The organism is Allobosea sp. TND4EK4 (assembly GCF_900156025.1).
In the GTDB taxonomy this organism is placed as follows: Bacteria; Pseudomonadota; Alphaproteobacteria; order Rhizobiales; family Beijerinckiaceae; genus Allobosea.
The window spans coordinates 98,056-111,218 of sequence record NZ_FTMO01000007.1 but is presented as its reverse complement, the minus strand read 5'-3'; the positions used below and the strand labels follow the sequence as shown (position 1 = coordinate 111,218).

The 13,163-nt window shown below is 66.7% G+C and carries 14 protein-coding genes and 1 other RNA gene; 4 read left to right on the top strand and 11 right to left on the bottom strand.

Annotated features, from left to right (window positions below):
• Positions 1-14: 14 nt before the first annotated feature.
• The 10 genes from BW981_RS13815 to rpmH all read right to left on the bottom strand — a co-directional run bounded on the left by BW981_RS13815 (position 15) and on the right by rpmH (position 8,955).
• Positions 15-1,211: an O-succinylhomoserine sulfhydrylase gene (locus BW981_RS13815; RefSeq protein ID WP_076440113.1), complete on the bottom strand. Its 1,197-nt coding sequence runs from the start codon at positions 1,209-1,211 to the stop codon at positions 15-17.
• Between the two features lie 136 nt (positions 1,212-1,347).
• Positions 1,348-2,085, bottom strand: coding sequence for a pyrimidine 5'-nucleotidase (locus BW981_RS13810; protein WP_076440111.1), 738 nt, complete (start codon positions 2,083-2,085; stop codon positions 1,348-1,350).
• 175 nt (positions 2,086-2,260) lie between these two features.
• Complete coding sequence (gene argB / locus BW981_RS13805) at positions 2,261-3,157, bottom strand: acetylglutamate kinase (protein WP_076440109.1); 897 nt, start codon at positions 3,155-3,157, stop codon at positions 2,261-2,263.
• 84 nt (positions 3,158-3,241) lie between these two features.
• Positions 3,242-3,610, bottom strand: coding sequence for a DUF423 domain-containing protein (locus BW981_RS13800; RefSeq protein ID WP_076440107.1), 369 nt, complete (start codon positions 3,608-3,610; stop codon positions 3,242-3,244).
• A 73-nt stretch (positions 3,611-3,683) separates the two neighbouring features.
• Positions 3,684-4,919: an alpha/beta hydrolase family protein gene (locus BW981_RS13795; RefSeq protein WP_076440105.1), complete on the bottom strand. Its 1,236-nt coding sequence runs from the start codon at positions 4,917-4,919 to the stop codon at positions 3,684-3,686.
• Positions 4,920-5,037: 118 nt separating this feature from the next.
• The gene (yihA, locus tag BW981_RS13790; protein WP_076440103.1) at positions 5,038-5,703 is read right to left on the bottom strand and encodes a ribosome biogenesis GTP-binding protein YihA/YsxC; all 666 of its coding nucleotides are present in this window, start codon (positions 5,701-5,703) and stop codon (positions 5,038-5,040) included.
• 10 nt (positions 5,704-5,713) lie between these two features.
• Complete coding sequence (locus BW981_RS13785; RefSeq protein ID WP_076440101.1) at positions 5,714-6,346, bottom strand: CatB-related O-acetyltransferase; 633 nt, start codon at positions 6,344-6,346, stop codon at positions 5,714-5,716.
• Positions 6,347-6,429: 83 nt separating this feature from the next.
• Entirely contained in the window at positions 6,430-8,325 is a 1,896-nt protein-coding gene (yidC, locus tag BW981_RS13780) for a membrane protein insertase YidC (RefSeq protein WP_076440317.1), read from the bottom strand.
• A 36-nt stretch (positions 8,326-8,361) separates the two neighbouring features.
• Complete coding sequence (gene rnpA, locus BW981_RS13775) at positions 8,362-8,766, bottom strand: ribonuclease P protein component (protein WP_076440099.1); 405 nt, start codon at positions 8,764-8,766, stop codon at positions 8,362-8,364.
• A 54-nt stretch (positions 8,767-8,820) separates the two neighbouring features.
• Positions 8,821-8,955: a 50S ribosomal protein L34 gene (gene rpmH, locus BW981_RS13770; RefSeq protein WP_057189143.1), complete on the bottom strand. Its 135-nt coding sequence runs from the start codon at positions 8,953-8,955 to the stop codon at positions 8,821-8,823.
• Positions 8,956-9,185: 230 nt separating this feature from the next.
• Here rpmH and ffs point away from each other — a divergent pair.
• The 4 genes from ffs to recR all read left to right on the top strand — a co-directional run bounded on the left by ffs (position 9,186) and on the right by recR (position 12,315).
• Positions 9,186-9,282, top strand: an RNA gene (gene ffs, locus BW981_RS13765) — signal recognition particle sRNA small type.
• 75 nt (positions 9,283-9,357) lie between these two features.
• Positions 9,358-11,226 (top strand): DNA polymerase III subunit gamma/tau, encoded by a 1,869-nt coding sequence (locus BW981_RS13760; protein WP_076440097.1) that lies wholly within the window; start codon positions 9,358-9,360, stop codon positions 11,224-11,226.
• Positions 11,227-11,304: 78 nt separating this feature from the next.
• Entirely contained in the window at positions 11,305-11,625 is a 321-nt protein-coding gene (locus tag BW981_RS13755; protein ID WP_076440096.1) for a YbaB/EbfC family nucleoid-associated protein, read from the top strand.
• An 84-nt stretch (positions 11,626-11,709) separates the two neighbouring features.
• The gene (gene recR, locus BW981_RS13750; protein ID WP_076440094.1) at positions 11,710-12,315 is read left to right on the top strand and encodes a recombination mediator RecR; all 606 of its coding nucleotides are present in this window, start codon (positions 11,710-11,712) and stop codon (positions 12,313-12,315) included.
• Between the two features lie 52 nt (positions 12,316-12,367).
• On the opposite strand, the gene BW981_RS13745 is transcribed toward recR, so the two are convergent.
• Positions 12,368-13,072: an outer membrane protein gene (locus tag BW981_RS13745; protein ID WP_076440092.1), complete on the bottom strand. Its 705-nt coding sequence runs from the start codon at positions 13,070-13,072 to the stop codon at positions 12,368-12,370.
• Between the last annotated feature and the right edge of the window lie 91 nt (positions 13,073-13,163).

Here is a 13,163-nt window from a genome sequence, read left to right as displayed (position 1 = left end):
GGCGGCGGAATGGCTCACACTTTCGCCAGCGCCCGCTCCAGATCCGCAATCAGATCGTCGGGGTGTTCCAGCCCGATCGAGAGGCGCACCAGCCCTTCACTGACGCCCATCGCGGCGCGGACCTCCGGCGTGAAGCGCTGATGCGTCGTCGTCGCCGGGTGCACGATCAGGCTCTTGGCGTCGCCGAGATTGTTCGAGATGCGGATCAGCTTGCAGGCATCGAGCAGGCGATAGGCGCCCTCCTTCCCGCCCGGAACCTCGAAGGCGATCATGGTCGAGGGGCCGCTCATCTGGCGGGCGATGATCTGCGCCTGCGGATGATTTTTGTGACCCGGGAAGATCACCTTCGTCAGCCTGGCTTGCGCGGCCAGCCAGCCCGCGACCCTCGCCGCGTTCTCCGCCTGCTTGCCGACGCGCAGCGGCAGCGTCTCCAGCGATTTCAGCATCACCCAGGCATTGAAGGGAGACAGCACCGGCCCCGTCTGCCGCAGATATTGCTGGATGTCTCCCTCGATCAGTTCCTTGGAGCCGAGGATGAGGCCCCCGAGGCAGCGGCCCTGCCCGTCGATATGCTTGGTTGCGGAGTAGACGACGATGTCGGCACCGAGTTTGAGCGGGCGCTGGAAGAGCGGCGTGGCGAAGACGTTGTCGACGACGAGCTTCGCCCCGGCCTGTTTCGCCACCTTGGCGATGGCCGCGATGTCGAGCACTTCGAGGGTCGGGTTCGACGGGGATTCCAGGAAGAAGAGCTTGGTGTTGGGTCGCACCGCCTTGCGCCAGGCGTCGAGATCGGTGCCTTCGACCAGCGTGGTCTCGACGCCGTAGCGCGGGAGGTGATCCTCGACGATGTAGCGACAGGAGCCGAAGAGCGCGCTCGCCGCCACGACATGGTCGCCGGCGCGCACCGGCGCCATCAGCGCGGCGGTGACCGCCGCCATGCCGGTCGCGGTGGCGCGGCAGGTCTCGGCGCCTTCGAAGGCCGCCATGCGCGCTTCGAGCATCGCCGTCGTCGGATTGCCGAGGCGGCCGTACTGGAAGCCGGGGTCCGTGTTCAGGAAGCGGCCTTCGGCCTGCGCGGCGTTGTCGTAGACATGGCCCTGCGTCAGGAACAGCGCCTCGGAGGTTTCGCCGAACTGCGAGCGCATCGTGCCGGCATGGACGAGGCGGGTTTCAGGGTGCAGCTGGGCCGCGTCGTGATCCGATGCCGACATGGAGATGGTCCGATGCGTTCTTTTTACCGGACAAGGCCAGTAGCATCTCCTCTAGCGTTCGTAAAGAAGAACAGAATTTGCTTTCCAGACGCCTGGGGCGCGTGAAATCGGCCTTGCTCCCCAGGCTTCGTTCGCTCTACCGGCCGAGCGGCTTCAGGAAACCGGTCAGATCGGCCGTGACGTGGTGGACATGTCCGGCCTCGATCGCGGCCTGTTCCCAGGCCTCGCGGAACGGGTCGGGCGTCCTGGGGATGATCAGCACCGTCTTCATGCCGAGCGCGCTCGGTACCACCAGGTTCTTCTCGATATCCTCGAACATTGCGGCGCGGCCGGGGTCGACCGCATGCTTGGCGAGGAAGTGCTCATAGGTCGCCCGCTCGGGCTTCGGCAGGAAGCCGGCATGGACGATGTCGAAGATGTCCTCGAAGTGATCGAGGATGCCGAGCTTGCCGGCGACGTTCCTGGCATGCCCGACCGAGCCGTTGGTCAGGATCAGCTTGCGGCCGGGCAGGGCCGCCAGAGCCTCCCCAAGCTCGGGATTGGGTTCGAGCAGGGTCAGGTCGATGTCATGGGCGAAGTCGAGGAACGCGTCGGGATCGACCTGATGCTCCTCCATGAGCCCTTTCAGCGTCGTGCCGTAGCGGTGGTAATAATACTGCCGCAGCGCATGCGAGGACATCCCGTCGAGCCCGAACAGCTCCTGCAGGAACAGCGTGATGCGCTCGTTGACCTGCGGCCAGACGCGGCTCTCGTGCGAATAGAGCGTGTTGTCGAGATCGAAGATCCAGTGATCGACATGGGCGAACGACTCCGGCGTAAGCGGCGGGGTCGCTGCAGGAGCTTCGGCGAGAATGGTCTGGGCTGGAATGGTCATCGGACCTGCAGATGTGGCGAGTCCGATTCTGCGGCGCAAGTCGTTCGCGGAGGTTTAATGAAGCGCCAAGCCCGTCATGCCCGGGCTCGACCCGAGCATCTCTGAAACCAGTGTTTCCCCTTGCGAGATTCTCGGGTCGGAGCTTTGCTCCGCCCGAGAATGACGTTCGGGCTCTTCAGCGCCGGATGATCGTGCCCGCGCCCGTATCGGTGAAGAGCTCGATTAGCACCGCATGCGGCACCTTCCCGTCGAGGATGACGACGGCTTCCACGCCCTTTTCCAGCGCGTAGATGCAGGTTTCGATCTTTGGGATCATGCCGCCTGAGATGGTGCCGTCCGCGATCAGGCGGCGGCATTCCTCGACGGTGAGCTCCGGGATCAGCTCCTTGTTCTTGTTGAGCACGCCGGGAACGTCGGTCAGCAGCAGCAGACGCTTGGCGTTGAGCGCGCCCGCGATCGCACCCGCGAAGGTGTCGGCGTTCACGTTGTAGGTCTGGCCATCCTCGGCGGCGCAGACCGGCGCCAGAACCGGGATCAGCTCGGCCTTGAGCACCGCATCGAGCACGCCCGTGCTCACCTTGTCCGGCTCGCCGACGAAGCCGAGGTCGAGAACCTCCTCGATCTTGGAATCGGGATCGACGATGGTCCGCGTCACCTTGCGCGCGGTGACCATGTTGCCATCCTTGCCGCAGAGCCCGATAGCCCGGCCGCCCTCACGGGAGATATAGCCGACGATCTCCTTGTTGACCGAGCCGGCGAGGACCATCTCGACCACCTCGACCGTCGCCTCGTCGGTGACGCGCAAGCCCTGCTTGAACTCGGACTGGATGCCGAGCTTCTTCAGCATCGCCGCGATCTGCGGCCCGCCCCCGTGGCAGACGACCGGCTTCAGGCCCGACTGCTCGAGCAGCACGATATCCTCGGCGAAATCCTCGGCGGTGGCCGCGTCACCCATGGCGTTGCCGCCATATTTGATGACGATCACTTCCTGGTCGTAGCGCTGCATGTGCGGCAGTGCCTGGACGAGCAGATCGGCCGATTGCGACGGCGTGAGTTGGGGCAGATCGGTCATTCGGGAGGCTCCGCACGGCCGCAAGGAAAATGCGGGGCGCTTCTAGCCGAAGTTTCGCGGCGGCGGAAGGACGCGCGCGGCAGATCAGCCGCGTTTCGGCAGCACGGCCGCGATGGACAGGCCAAGCCAGCCCCCCAGCATGAACCAGCCGCCGATCGGCGCCGCGCGCGGAAACAGGGCCTCATTGGCGAAGCCGCGCCGCGCCAGATCGGCGGCGAAGAGCGCGGCCCCGAAGATGATCGCCGAGAGCGCGATCCGTGCCAGCAGGTCGTGCAGGAAGCCGCCCTTGCGCGCCGCCGTCGCGCCGAAGACCACGGAGGCGTGGAACAGCAGCATCTGCCCGGCCGTCTGGGCATTCGCCGCGCCGGTGACATGCGCGGCCGCAGCCAGTAACGCGACGCCGGCCAGTCCCATCAGGCCGGCGAGGGCGAGGTGAATGCGGGCGGCTGTCATCGAGGCTCTCCGGCTGGGGCCGGCGGACCAAGCCGCAGCGGCGCCAGCCGGTCAAGCGGCCCTGATGCCGCGCTTACTGCGCGTCGAACCAGCTTTTCCACTGCGGCACGGCCGTGGCGAAGGTGCCGCGATGGCTGGTGTCGCCGGTCGGAATGGCCTCGACCTTGTCGTTGCCGATCGCCTTCTGATAGGTCATCGGCAATTGGCCGATCTCGATGCGGATCGCCTCATCGGTGAGGCCGTAATAGGTCCGCACCGGCGTCTTGATCACCCAGCGATAGGCGTTGGTCTGTGCCACCAGACGGCCATAGGCCGAGTGGGCGAAGAACTGCGGGTCGAAATATTCCGGCCGGATCAGCTTCTTCAAATCTGTGGGGATAGCGGCCGGATCGAAGGGCTCGCGCAGATAGGCCTTGCGCGAGATCTCGAACGTCTCGTCGGTCAGGAGTGACCGCGCGAGGCCGGGCATGTTGTGGTAGTTCTCGAGCGAGAACACGTTGAGGATGAAGATCGTCGTGATCCAGTTCGCGTCGATCTTGCGCGGAAAGTTCAGGAAGCCGTTGAAGGCGGCGAACGCGTCGGCGGGGGCGCTGGCGGTGGTCGCGGCCTTCACCGGCATGCCGACCGCCTCGAGCCTCTCCAGCATCGCCAGCGTGACGAAGCCGCCCTGCGACCAGCCGCTGAGGAAGAGCTTGCTGTCGGCGAGCTTGAGATCGGCGAGCACGGCGCGGCTCGCGACCAGCATATCATAGGTCGCCTGCTGGTGGCTGCCCTTGACGAGATAGCCTTCGGGCTCCTTCGACGCGCCCATGCCGAAATAATCGGCCCCGGTGACGAGATAGCCCTGCCCGGCGAACTGGGCGATCATCAGCTGCGTCTCCGGCGACTGATCCGGGAAGGAGGGCACCTGCTCCTTTCCGTAGACCGTGCCGTGCTGGTAGGACACCATCGGAAAGACCGTATCGGCCGTGTCGGGAACCGCCAGAAGGCCGGTGGCGGCGATCGGCCGGTTGCCCTGCTCGGGCACGACCGACGGATAGCTCACGCGGTAGAGCTTAACCGCGTTGCGCGCGGGGGTATAGGCGACGGTGATTCCCGCGAATTTCGGGGTGTCTGTCGTCAGGATCTGGTTGAGCTTGGCGACGTCCCAGCGCCCGATCAGCTCGTACTGGACGCCGGATGCGACCTTGATGGGGGCGGCCTTGGCCGAGACCGGGGCTGCCGGCTGTTGCGCCAGGGCAGGCGTTGCGAGTGCCAGAGCGGCCGCCAGCAGGGCGACAAGTGAGGACAGTCTGATCGAGAAAGGCATAAGGGCTCCCCAGCCGGCCGCGGGCTCCGGGTCGACGAACCCCGGCCGTCGCCACGGCAAGTCGATATCCTGCCCGGGCAACGTAAAGATTTCATGGCTCGTCCGGCGCTTGCGCGGCTCAGCTGCGCTCGCCCAGCACGCGGCCGATCGCGGCGCGCAGCTCGGGGATGCCGAGCCCTTTCTCGCTCGAGGTTAGCAGCACCTCCGGGAACGCGGCCGGGCGGCGCTTGATCTCGTCATAGGTCGCCTCCGCCATGAACTGCTGCTCGGAGGCTTTGAGCGCATCGGCCTTGGTCAGCACCACCTGATAGGAGACGGCGGCCTTGTCGAGCGTCTCCAGCACCGCGCCGTCGACATCCTTGATGCCGTGGCGTGCGTCGATCAGCACATAGACGCGCATCAGATTGGAGCGTCCGCGCAGATAGTCGTGGATCAGCCGGGTCCAGGCCGCGACCTTCTCCTTGCCGACGGCGGCATAGCCATAGCCCGGCATGTCGACGATGGTCAGCCGCTCCGCGTCGTCGGTCTGGCGGAAGAAGTTCAGCTGCTGGGTGCGGCCCGGCGTATGCGAGGTGCGCGCCAGGGCGTTGCGCCGCGTCAGCGCGTTGATCAGGCTCGACTTGCCGACATTGGAACGGCCCGCGAAGGCGATCTCCTGGCCGACCATCGGCGGCAGGTCGTCGATCTTCGTCGAGGCCCAGACGAAATCCCACGGCCCCTCGAAGAGCTTGCGGGCCGCCTCGATCTCCTCGGCGTCATAGGGTTTGGTGGTTGCGGTGGTCATGGCGTTCTGCCTACACCGCCGCGCGCAGCGCGTCGATGTCCGCGCTCTGGATCGCGGCGAGGTTGCGCGCGATCCTGTCCGCGTCCCAGTCCCACCAGCGGATCGCCAGCAGTTCCGCGACGATCTCGGGCGCAAAGCGCATCTTCACGACCCGGCCCGGATTGCCGGCGACGACCGCGTAGGGCGGCACGTCCTTCGTCACCTGCGCCCGTGTGCCGATGATGGCGCCGTCGCCGATCGTCACGCCCGGCATGATCACCGCCTCGCGGCCGATCCAGACATCGTTGCCGATCACCATGTCGCCGCGGTTGTTCGCGCCGGGGCGCTTCAGCTCGGCTGCATCCCCGAGGCCGAACATCTGGAACGGATAGGTCGAGAAGCCGCCGAGCGGATGGTTGGCCCCGTTCATCACGAATTGGGCCGCCTGCGCGATCGCGACGAACTTCCCGATGATCAGCCGGTCGCCGATGAAGTCGAAATGGTAGCGCACGCAGCGGGCGACGAAATGCTCCGGCCCACGCGAGTCGTCGTAATAGCTGTAGTCGCCGACCTCGATCAGCGGGTGGTCGACCACGGCCTTCAGGAAGGCGGTGCCTTTCCAGCCCGGGATAGGGTGGCGCGTCTGCGGGTCTGGCAGGGGCATCAGCTTCGCAGGGCAGTCGGCAATGGAGTCGGCAGGCGGCAGTCGAAAGGGTCCCCGCTGCCGACTGCCTGCTCCCTATTGCCTCACTTCTTGTTGGTGTTGGCCGGCTTGGCCGGAGCCGCCACCGCAGTGGCCGGCGGCGGCTTCTTGCCGAACATGCCCTTGATGTTGTCGAAGAGTTCGATCTTCACGCCGTTCTTCTTCATGATGTAGCCCTGCTGGGTGACCGAGAGCAGGTTGTTCCAGCTCCAGTAGATCACCAGGCCGGCGGGGAACGAGCCGAGCAGGAATGTGAAGAACACCGGCATCCAGGTGAACATCATCTTCTGCACCGGGTCCGGCGGCTCCGGGTTCATCTTCATCTGGATGAACATCGTGATGCCCATGATGATCGGCCAGGCACCGAGATGGAGCATCGACGGCGGCGTGAAGGGGATCAGCCCGAACAGGTTGAACAGGTTGGTCGGGTCCGGCGCCGCCAGATCGTGAATCCAGCCGAAGAACGGCGCATGCCGCATCTCGATGGTGATGAACAGGATCTTGTAGAGCGCGAAGAACACCGGGATCTGCAGCAGCACGGGCCAGCAGCCCGCGACCGGATTGATCTTCTGCGTCTTGTACAGCTCCATCAGAGCCTGCTGCTGCTTCATCTTGTCGTCCGCGTAGCGTTCGCGGATGGCCGTCATCTCCGGCTGCATCGCCTTCATCTTCGCCATCGAGGCGTAGGACTTGTTGGCGAGCGGGAAGAACAGGCCCTTCAGGAGCACCGTGACGATCAGGATGGCGACGCCGAAATTGCCGACATGCTTGTAGATCCAGTCGAGCACGACGAAGAGCGGCTTGGTGAAGAAGTAGAACCAGCCCCAGTCGATCAGCAGATCGAAGCGCTTGATGTGCTGGCTGTCCTCATAGCCGTTGATCGCCGCGACCTCCTTGGCGCCGGCGAAGAGCCGGGACTGCGAGGCGGTCGAGGCGCCCGGCGCAAGCGCGACGGCCTCGCCCAGGAAGTCCGCCTGATAGGTGCGCTCCGAACCGGTCTGCACCGAGGAGAAGCGTCCCTCGAACTTGCGTTGCTGGTCGGGGATGACCGCCGCGGCCCAATACTTGTCGGTGATGCCGACCCAGCCGCCGACCGCATCCTTCCAGACCCTGCCGACGGTGCCGGGCGCCAACGCCGGCTCCTTGTCGAGCTTGTCGTAGGTCCACTCCTGCAGGCCGTCCTTCTCGCCGACATAGCCGACGAGGCCTTCATGCAGCACGTAATAGCCGAGCGTATGCGGCTTGCCCTGGCGCACGACCTGTCCGTAAGGGAACAACGTGACGGTGTTGCCGCTCTTGTTCTCGACCTCGTCGCGGATCTGGAACATCGCGTTCGCATCGACATTGACGATGCGCTTGAAGGTCAGGCCCTGGCCGTTGTCCCATGTCAGCGTCACCGGCTGGCCAGGCGTCAGCACCTGCTTGTCGGCCGTCCAGAGCGTCGTCGCATTGGGCACGGGCATGTTGCTGCCCGGCGCCGCGACCCAGCCGAAATCCGAGTAATAGGCGTTGGGGCCGCCGGCCGGCGAGAGCAGCACGATGATCGGGCTGTTGGGATCGACCGTCTCGCGATAGGCCTTGAGCGAGACATCGTCGATGCGCCCGCCTGCGAGCGAGATGGAGCCCGCGATCTTCGGGGTATCGATCTTGATGCGCGGGCTCGCAGCGAGCGCCTGCTCGCGCGTGCCGGAGACCAGGGCGGCTGCCGAACCCGGCGCCGTCTGAGGCGCGGCCGAACCCGGCGCCTGGCCGGGCGGTGCTGCCGTCGCGGCCGGATTGCTCGCGCCTGCGGACGCGGCCTGGGTTTGCGTCTGCTGGTTCTGCCGGGCGATTTCCTGCTGCTTCTCCATCTGCGGCTTGGCGTAGAAGAACTGCCAGCCGAGCAGGATGACGACCGACAGGGCGATCGCCAGCAGCAGATTGCGGTTGTCTTCTTTCATCATGATCGGAAACGGATCTCGCTGGTTCCGGCTGGGTCAGACGGATGAAGGCTGGGGCGCGTGGGGCGGCTTGGACGCACGCCTGTCGGTGCGGGGCTTTTGCGGCCTCGCCCGGTCGATGGCAACCGAAAGATCGGCGACGAGGCTCCGGAAGTCGGCGCCGATCGTCTCGGCGCGCGCGACGATCACGACGTCGCAGCGCCGATCGGCCTGGTCGCGCAGCGCCTGCTCCGCGGCGGCCCGCAGGCGGCGGCGAATGCGGTTGCGCTTGACGGCGTTGCCGGTTTTGCGCGAGGCGGTCAGACCGAGCTTCAGTCCGCCCCGCTCTTCATCGGGCGCGGCATCGCGCACCTGCACCAGGAAGGTGGACGAACGAAAGCGGCGGCCGTGATCGGCCGCCGCCAGAAATTCCTTGCGTTGCGTCAGACGGGCGAGGCGCATGGCGATTGGCCTGTCTTCCGGAACGGGCGCGTTCTGCTCACGCGCCGATCGGCGTCAGGCCGAGAGGCGCTTGCGGCCGTGCGCGCGGCGGGCGGCGATGACCTTGCGGCCGCCGGTCGTCGCCATGCGGGCACGGTAGCCGTGGCGGCGCTTGCGAACCAGCTTGCTGGGTTGATAGGTTCTCTTCATCGTCCGTCTCCGGGGACTTGGCGGCGCGGCGCTCGCGGCCCCTGAAGGTAGCGCAGCGGCCCGAACCGGTCATGTAATAAGGTTCCGCGCTGCCCGGAGGCTGCGCAAGTCGCGGGCTTATGGCGGATCGGCGGTACCAAGTCAATGCCGAAACCGCGCCTGCGGCGAAGCTTCGCGGCCCTTTGCGGAGCCGGCTTGCACTTCGCTCCGACATCCCCGATATAGCGCCCGGGAGGTTGGCGAGGGACGTCTCACTCGCCAACCGGGTCAGGTCCGGAAGGAAGCAGCCCTAACGAGACCGAACGGGTCTTCGTCCAGCCTCCCACCGTCGCCGCATGCTTCGACGGGCTCGGGGCCCGAGGCGGCATTGACCCTCGCCGCCCGATTGGCGAAACCGTTTCCATGAGCGACACGTTCGAAGCCGCAACCGCAGACGAGCCGGGTTTCGCCGGCTTCGACCCGCCGCCCGTGCCGGTGCCGGCCGCGGCCTCCGCGCCCTATCGCGTTCTCGCCCGCAAGTATCGCCCGGCGCATTTCGGCGACCTGATCGGCCAGGATGCGATGGTGCGCACCCTCACCAACGCCTTCGCGGCGGGGCGCATCCCGCAGGCCTGGATGCTGACCGGCGTGCGCGGCGTCGGAAAGACCACCACCGCCCGCATCCTCGCCCGTGCGCTCAACTACCAGACGGCCGATGGCGGCGGCGCGCCGACCACCGATCTGCGCGATTTCGGCATCCATTGCCGCGACATCATCGAGGGCCGGCATATCGACGTGATGGAACTCGATGCCGCCTCCAACAACGGCGTGGAGAATGTCCGCCAGCTGATCGAGGGCATCCAGTACGCACCGGTCTCGGGGCGCTACAAGGTCTACATCATCGACGAAGTGCACATGATGTCGACGGCGGCCTTCAACGCACTGCTGAAGACGCTGGAAGAGCCGCCGGCCCACGCCAAGTTCATTTTCGCGACCACCGAGATCCGCAAGGTGCCGATCACCGTGCTGTCGCGCTGCCAGCGCTTCGATTTGCGCCGTGTCGAATCCGACGTGCTGGTGAACCACCTCTCCGGCATCTGCGGCACCGAGGGCGTCGATGCCGAGGCGGAGGCTCTCGCGGCGGTCGCTCGCGCGGCCGAGGGTTCGGTGCGCGATTCCCTCTCGATCCTCGACCAGGCGATCGCGCATGCCGCCGGCCGCATCACGCTCGACGACATCCGCTCCATGCTCGGCCTCGCCGACCGGGCCCGCGTCATTGACCTGTTCGAATCGGTGATGAAGGGCGATGTCGCTGCCGCGCTCGGCGAGTTGCGCGCGCAATACGATGCCGGCGCCGATCCGGTGGTGGTGCTGACCGACCTCGCCGAGTTCAGCCACCTGGTCACCCGGCTGAAGCTGGTGCCGGACGCGGTGAAGGACGCGACGCTCGCCCAGGCCGAGCGCGTGCGCGGCGGCGATTTCGCCCAGCGCCTCTCGGTCCGTGTGCTCGCCCGCACCTGGCAGATGCTGCTCAAGGGCATCGCCGAGGTGAAGCAGGCCGACCGGCCGGTGATGGCCGCGGAGATGGTGCTGGTGCGCCTCGCCCACGCCGCCGATCTGCCGACGCCGGACGAAGCCTTGAGGATGCTCCGCGATGGCATGGGCTCGGGCTCCGGCGGGCAAGGAGGCGGGCAAGGAGGCGGCATGCCGCGTCCGCCGTCCGGCGGTGGCAATACGGCGCTTGCGGCGCGCCCGATCCTTGCCAGCGCCAATCCCATGCCCGTTGCAGCTCCTCGCGCCGTCACGGCGCCGCAGGCGATCGTCGCCTCGCTGGAGGATGTGGTGGCGCTCGCCTCGCAGCACCGTGAGATCGGCTTGAAGGTCGCGCTGGAGCGCGACGTCCGTCCCGTGCGCTTCGAGCCGGGCCGTATCGAGTTTTCGCTGGGGGAGGGCGCCTCGCGCACGCTGGCGCAGGATCTGTCCCGCAAGTTGAAGGACTGGACCGGCCAGACCTGGATGGTGGCGGTCGTCAATGCCGAGGGCGGGGCGACCCTGCGCGAGCAGGTCGCCGCGGCCAAGGGCCGGCGCGAGAGCGACGCGGCAGCCCACCCCGCGGTCAAGGCCGTGCTGGAGCGTTTCCCGGGCGCGCGCATCGTCGATGTCCGCGATCCGCGGGCTGTCGAGGCTGCGGAGAATGCAGCCGCCGCAGCCTCCGGCCCGGACTACCTGCCGGATGGCGACGAACCCCTGTTCGACGATTCAGAGCCGGATTTCGACGGCATCGATTTCTGAGGCGGATTATTTTGTCGCATTTTCTTCACGCGAACCAATATCCCCTTCGCTCGAAAATGCTCCAGGAGATGTGAAACCATGCGCGACATGATGGGCCTGATGAAGCAGGCGCAGCAGATGCAGCAGAAGATGGCCGATCTTCAGGCCGAGCTCGACACCGTCGAGGTGGAGGGCGCGGCCGGAGGCGGCATGGTCACGGTGACGATGACGGCCAAGGGCGCGCTCAAGGCCATCAGGATCGACCCCAGCCTGATGGTGCCGGACGAGCGCGAGATTCTCGAAGACCTGATCGTCGCCGCCTGCACCGACGCCCGCACCCGCTCCGAGCGCGTGATGCAGGACCGCATGGGCGAGATCACCAAGGGCCTGCCGATCCCGCCCGGCATGAAGCTGTTTTGAAGGTCAGGCGAATGGTGAATGGCGGATGGCGGGTGCAGCGGGCTGGCTTTCGCCATTCGTCATTCGCCATTCGCGGATAAGACCATGTCCCGCGCCATTGCCGGCCCCGAGATCGAGCGCCTGATCCAGCTCCTGGCCAAACTGCCGGGGCTCGGGCCGCGCTCGGCCCGGCGTGCCGCCCTGCATCTGGTGAAGAAGCGCGAGCAGCTGCTCGCCCCGCTCTCGGAGGCGATGAGCATCGCGCGCGAGCGCATCGTCGTCTGCTCGAGCTGCGGCAATGTCGATACGACAGACCCTTGCGGCCTCTGCACCGATCCACGCCGCGACGACGGGGTGATCGTCGTCGTCGCAGACATCTCAGACCTCTGGGCGCTGGAGCGCTCTGGTGCGGTCTCCGGCCGGTATCATGTTCTGGGCGGTGTGCTCTCGGCGCTCGATGGCGTCCGTCCCGAGCATCTCTCGCTCGACGCGCTGGTGGCGCGGGCCTCGGCGCCGGCGGTGAAGGAGGTCATCCTGGCGCTCAGCGCCACGGTGGACGGCCAGACGACGGCCCATTTCATCACGGATCTGCTCGGTCACCTGCCGGTCAAGGTGACGAAGCTCGCCCATGGCGTCCCGGTCGGCGGAGAGCTCGACTATCTCGACGATGGAACTTTGGCGGCAGCGATCCGCCAGCGCACGGGGTTTTGAGCGGCACGCCATCCGTCATTGCGCTGTTCGCAATGACGGATGGCGTCTTTGGTCAGAACTTGTAGGCCACGCTCGCCCGCGCGCTGTGCGTCGTCAGCTCCTGGTCGCCGGTGAGGCCGGGGAAGGGGCCCGACGAGGCGAAGCGGTTGCGGCCGAAATCGGTGTAGCGGTACTCCGCGCCGAGGATGAGATGGTCGGTGAAGGCGAAATTGACGCCGGCGCCGAGGTTCCACCCAGTCCGCGCACTGGTCAGCCGCTCGCCGAACCCGCCGCCGGTGCTGAAGAGGCGCCGCTCATACTCGGTGAAGGAGGCGCCGCCGGCCGCATAGACCATCAGCCGGTCGAAGGCATAGCCGAGCCGGCCACGTGCCGCGCCCTGCCAATCCTGCGAGACGCGGCCGGCCAGCGCGACGCCGTCGAAGCGGCTGCGGCTGTTGACGGCCTCGATGTCGCCCTCGAGCCCCAGCACGACGCTGCCCATCTGGTAGTTGAAGCCGGCATGCGCTCCGCCGAAGGCCGAATCGTCGTCGACGCGGAAGCTCATCGGCGCGTAGGGGCCGGTCGGGGCGCCGATGCGGACCCGGTTGCTGCCCCAGGAATAGCCGCCCTGGACGCCGGCATAGACGCCGGTCCAGGAATAAAAGCTCGGCAGCGCCGGAGCGGGTGGCAGCGCCACGCTGCGGAGGTCGGCGGCTGCTCCCGCTCCCGCCCACAGCATGGCGAGGCCGCTCAGGCCGGCTTTGATCAACTTGGTCATTGAACTCGCTCGTGCGACACGCCGCCTTGAGCCTCGCGGCCTAGCCCCGATAACGAAGCATTAAGGTTAACAATCGCCTAAGCCGCCCCGA

What these genes read in the sequence shown, in the direction of transcription:
- BW981_RS13755 (WP_076440096.1), top strand. Translation starts at nt 11,305, where the DNA reads ATGCGCGACATGATGGGCCTGATGAAGCAGGCGCAGCAGATGCAGCAG.
- BW981_RS13810 (WP_076440111.1), bottom strand. Translation starts at nt 2,085, where the DNA reads ATGACCATTCCAGCCCAGACCATTCTCGCCGAAGCTCCTGCAGCGACC.
- BW981_RS13785 (WP_076440101.1), bottom strand. Translation starts at nt 6,346, where the DNA reads ATGCCCCTGCCAGACCCGCAGACGCGCCACCCTATCCCGGGCTGGAAA.
- rnpA (WP_076440099.1), bottom strand. Translation starts at nt 8,766, where the DNA reads ATGCGCCTCGCCCGTCTGACGCAACGCAAGGAATTTCTGGCGGCGGCC.
- rpmH (WP_057189143.1), bottom strand. Translation starts at nt 8,955, where the DNA reads ATGAAGAGAACCTATCAACCCAGCAAGCTGGTTCGCAAGCGCCGCCAC.
- yihA (WP_076440103.1), bottom strand. Translation starts at nt 5,703, where the DNA reads ATGACCACCGCAACCACCAAACCCTATGACGCCGAGGAGATCGAGGCG.
- recR (WP_076440094.1), top strand. Translation starts at nt 11,710, where the DNA reads ATGTCCCGCGCCATTGCCGGCCCCGAGATCGAGCGCCTGATCCAGCTC.
- BW981_RS13760 (WP_076440097.1), top strand. Translation starts at nt 9,358, where the DNA reads ATGAGCGACACGTTCGAAGCCGCAACCGCAGACGAGCCGGGTTTCGCC.
- BW981_RS13745 (WP_076440092.1), bottom strand. Translation starts at nt 13,072, where the DNA reads ATGACCAAGTTGATCAAAGCCGGCCTGAGCGGCCTCGCCATGCTGTGG.
- yidC (WP_076440317.1), bottom strand. Translation starts at nt 8,325, where the DNA reads ATGAAAGAAGACAACCGCAATCTGCTGCTGGCGATCGCCCTGTCGGTC.
- BW981_RS13800 (WP_076440107.1), bottom strand. Translation starts at nt 3,610, where the DNA reads ATGACAGCCGCCCGCATTCACCTCGCCCTCGCCGGCCTGATGGGACTG.
- BW981_RS13815 (WP_076440113.1), bottom strand. Translation starts at nt 1,211, where the DNA reads ATGTCGGCATCGGATCACGACGCGGCCCAGCTGCACCCTGAAACCCGC.
- argB (WP_076440109.1), bottom strand. Translation starts at nt 3,157, where the DNA reads ATGACCGATCTGCCCCAACTCACGCCGTCGCAATCGGCCGATCTGCTC.
- BW981_RS13795 (WP_076440105.1), bottom strand. Translation starts at nt 4,919, where the DNA reads ATGCCTTTCTCGATCAGACTGTCCTCACTTGTCGCCCTGCTGGCGGCC.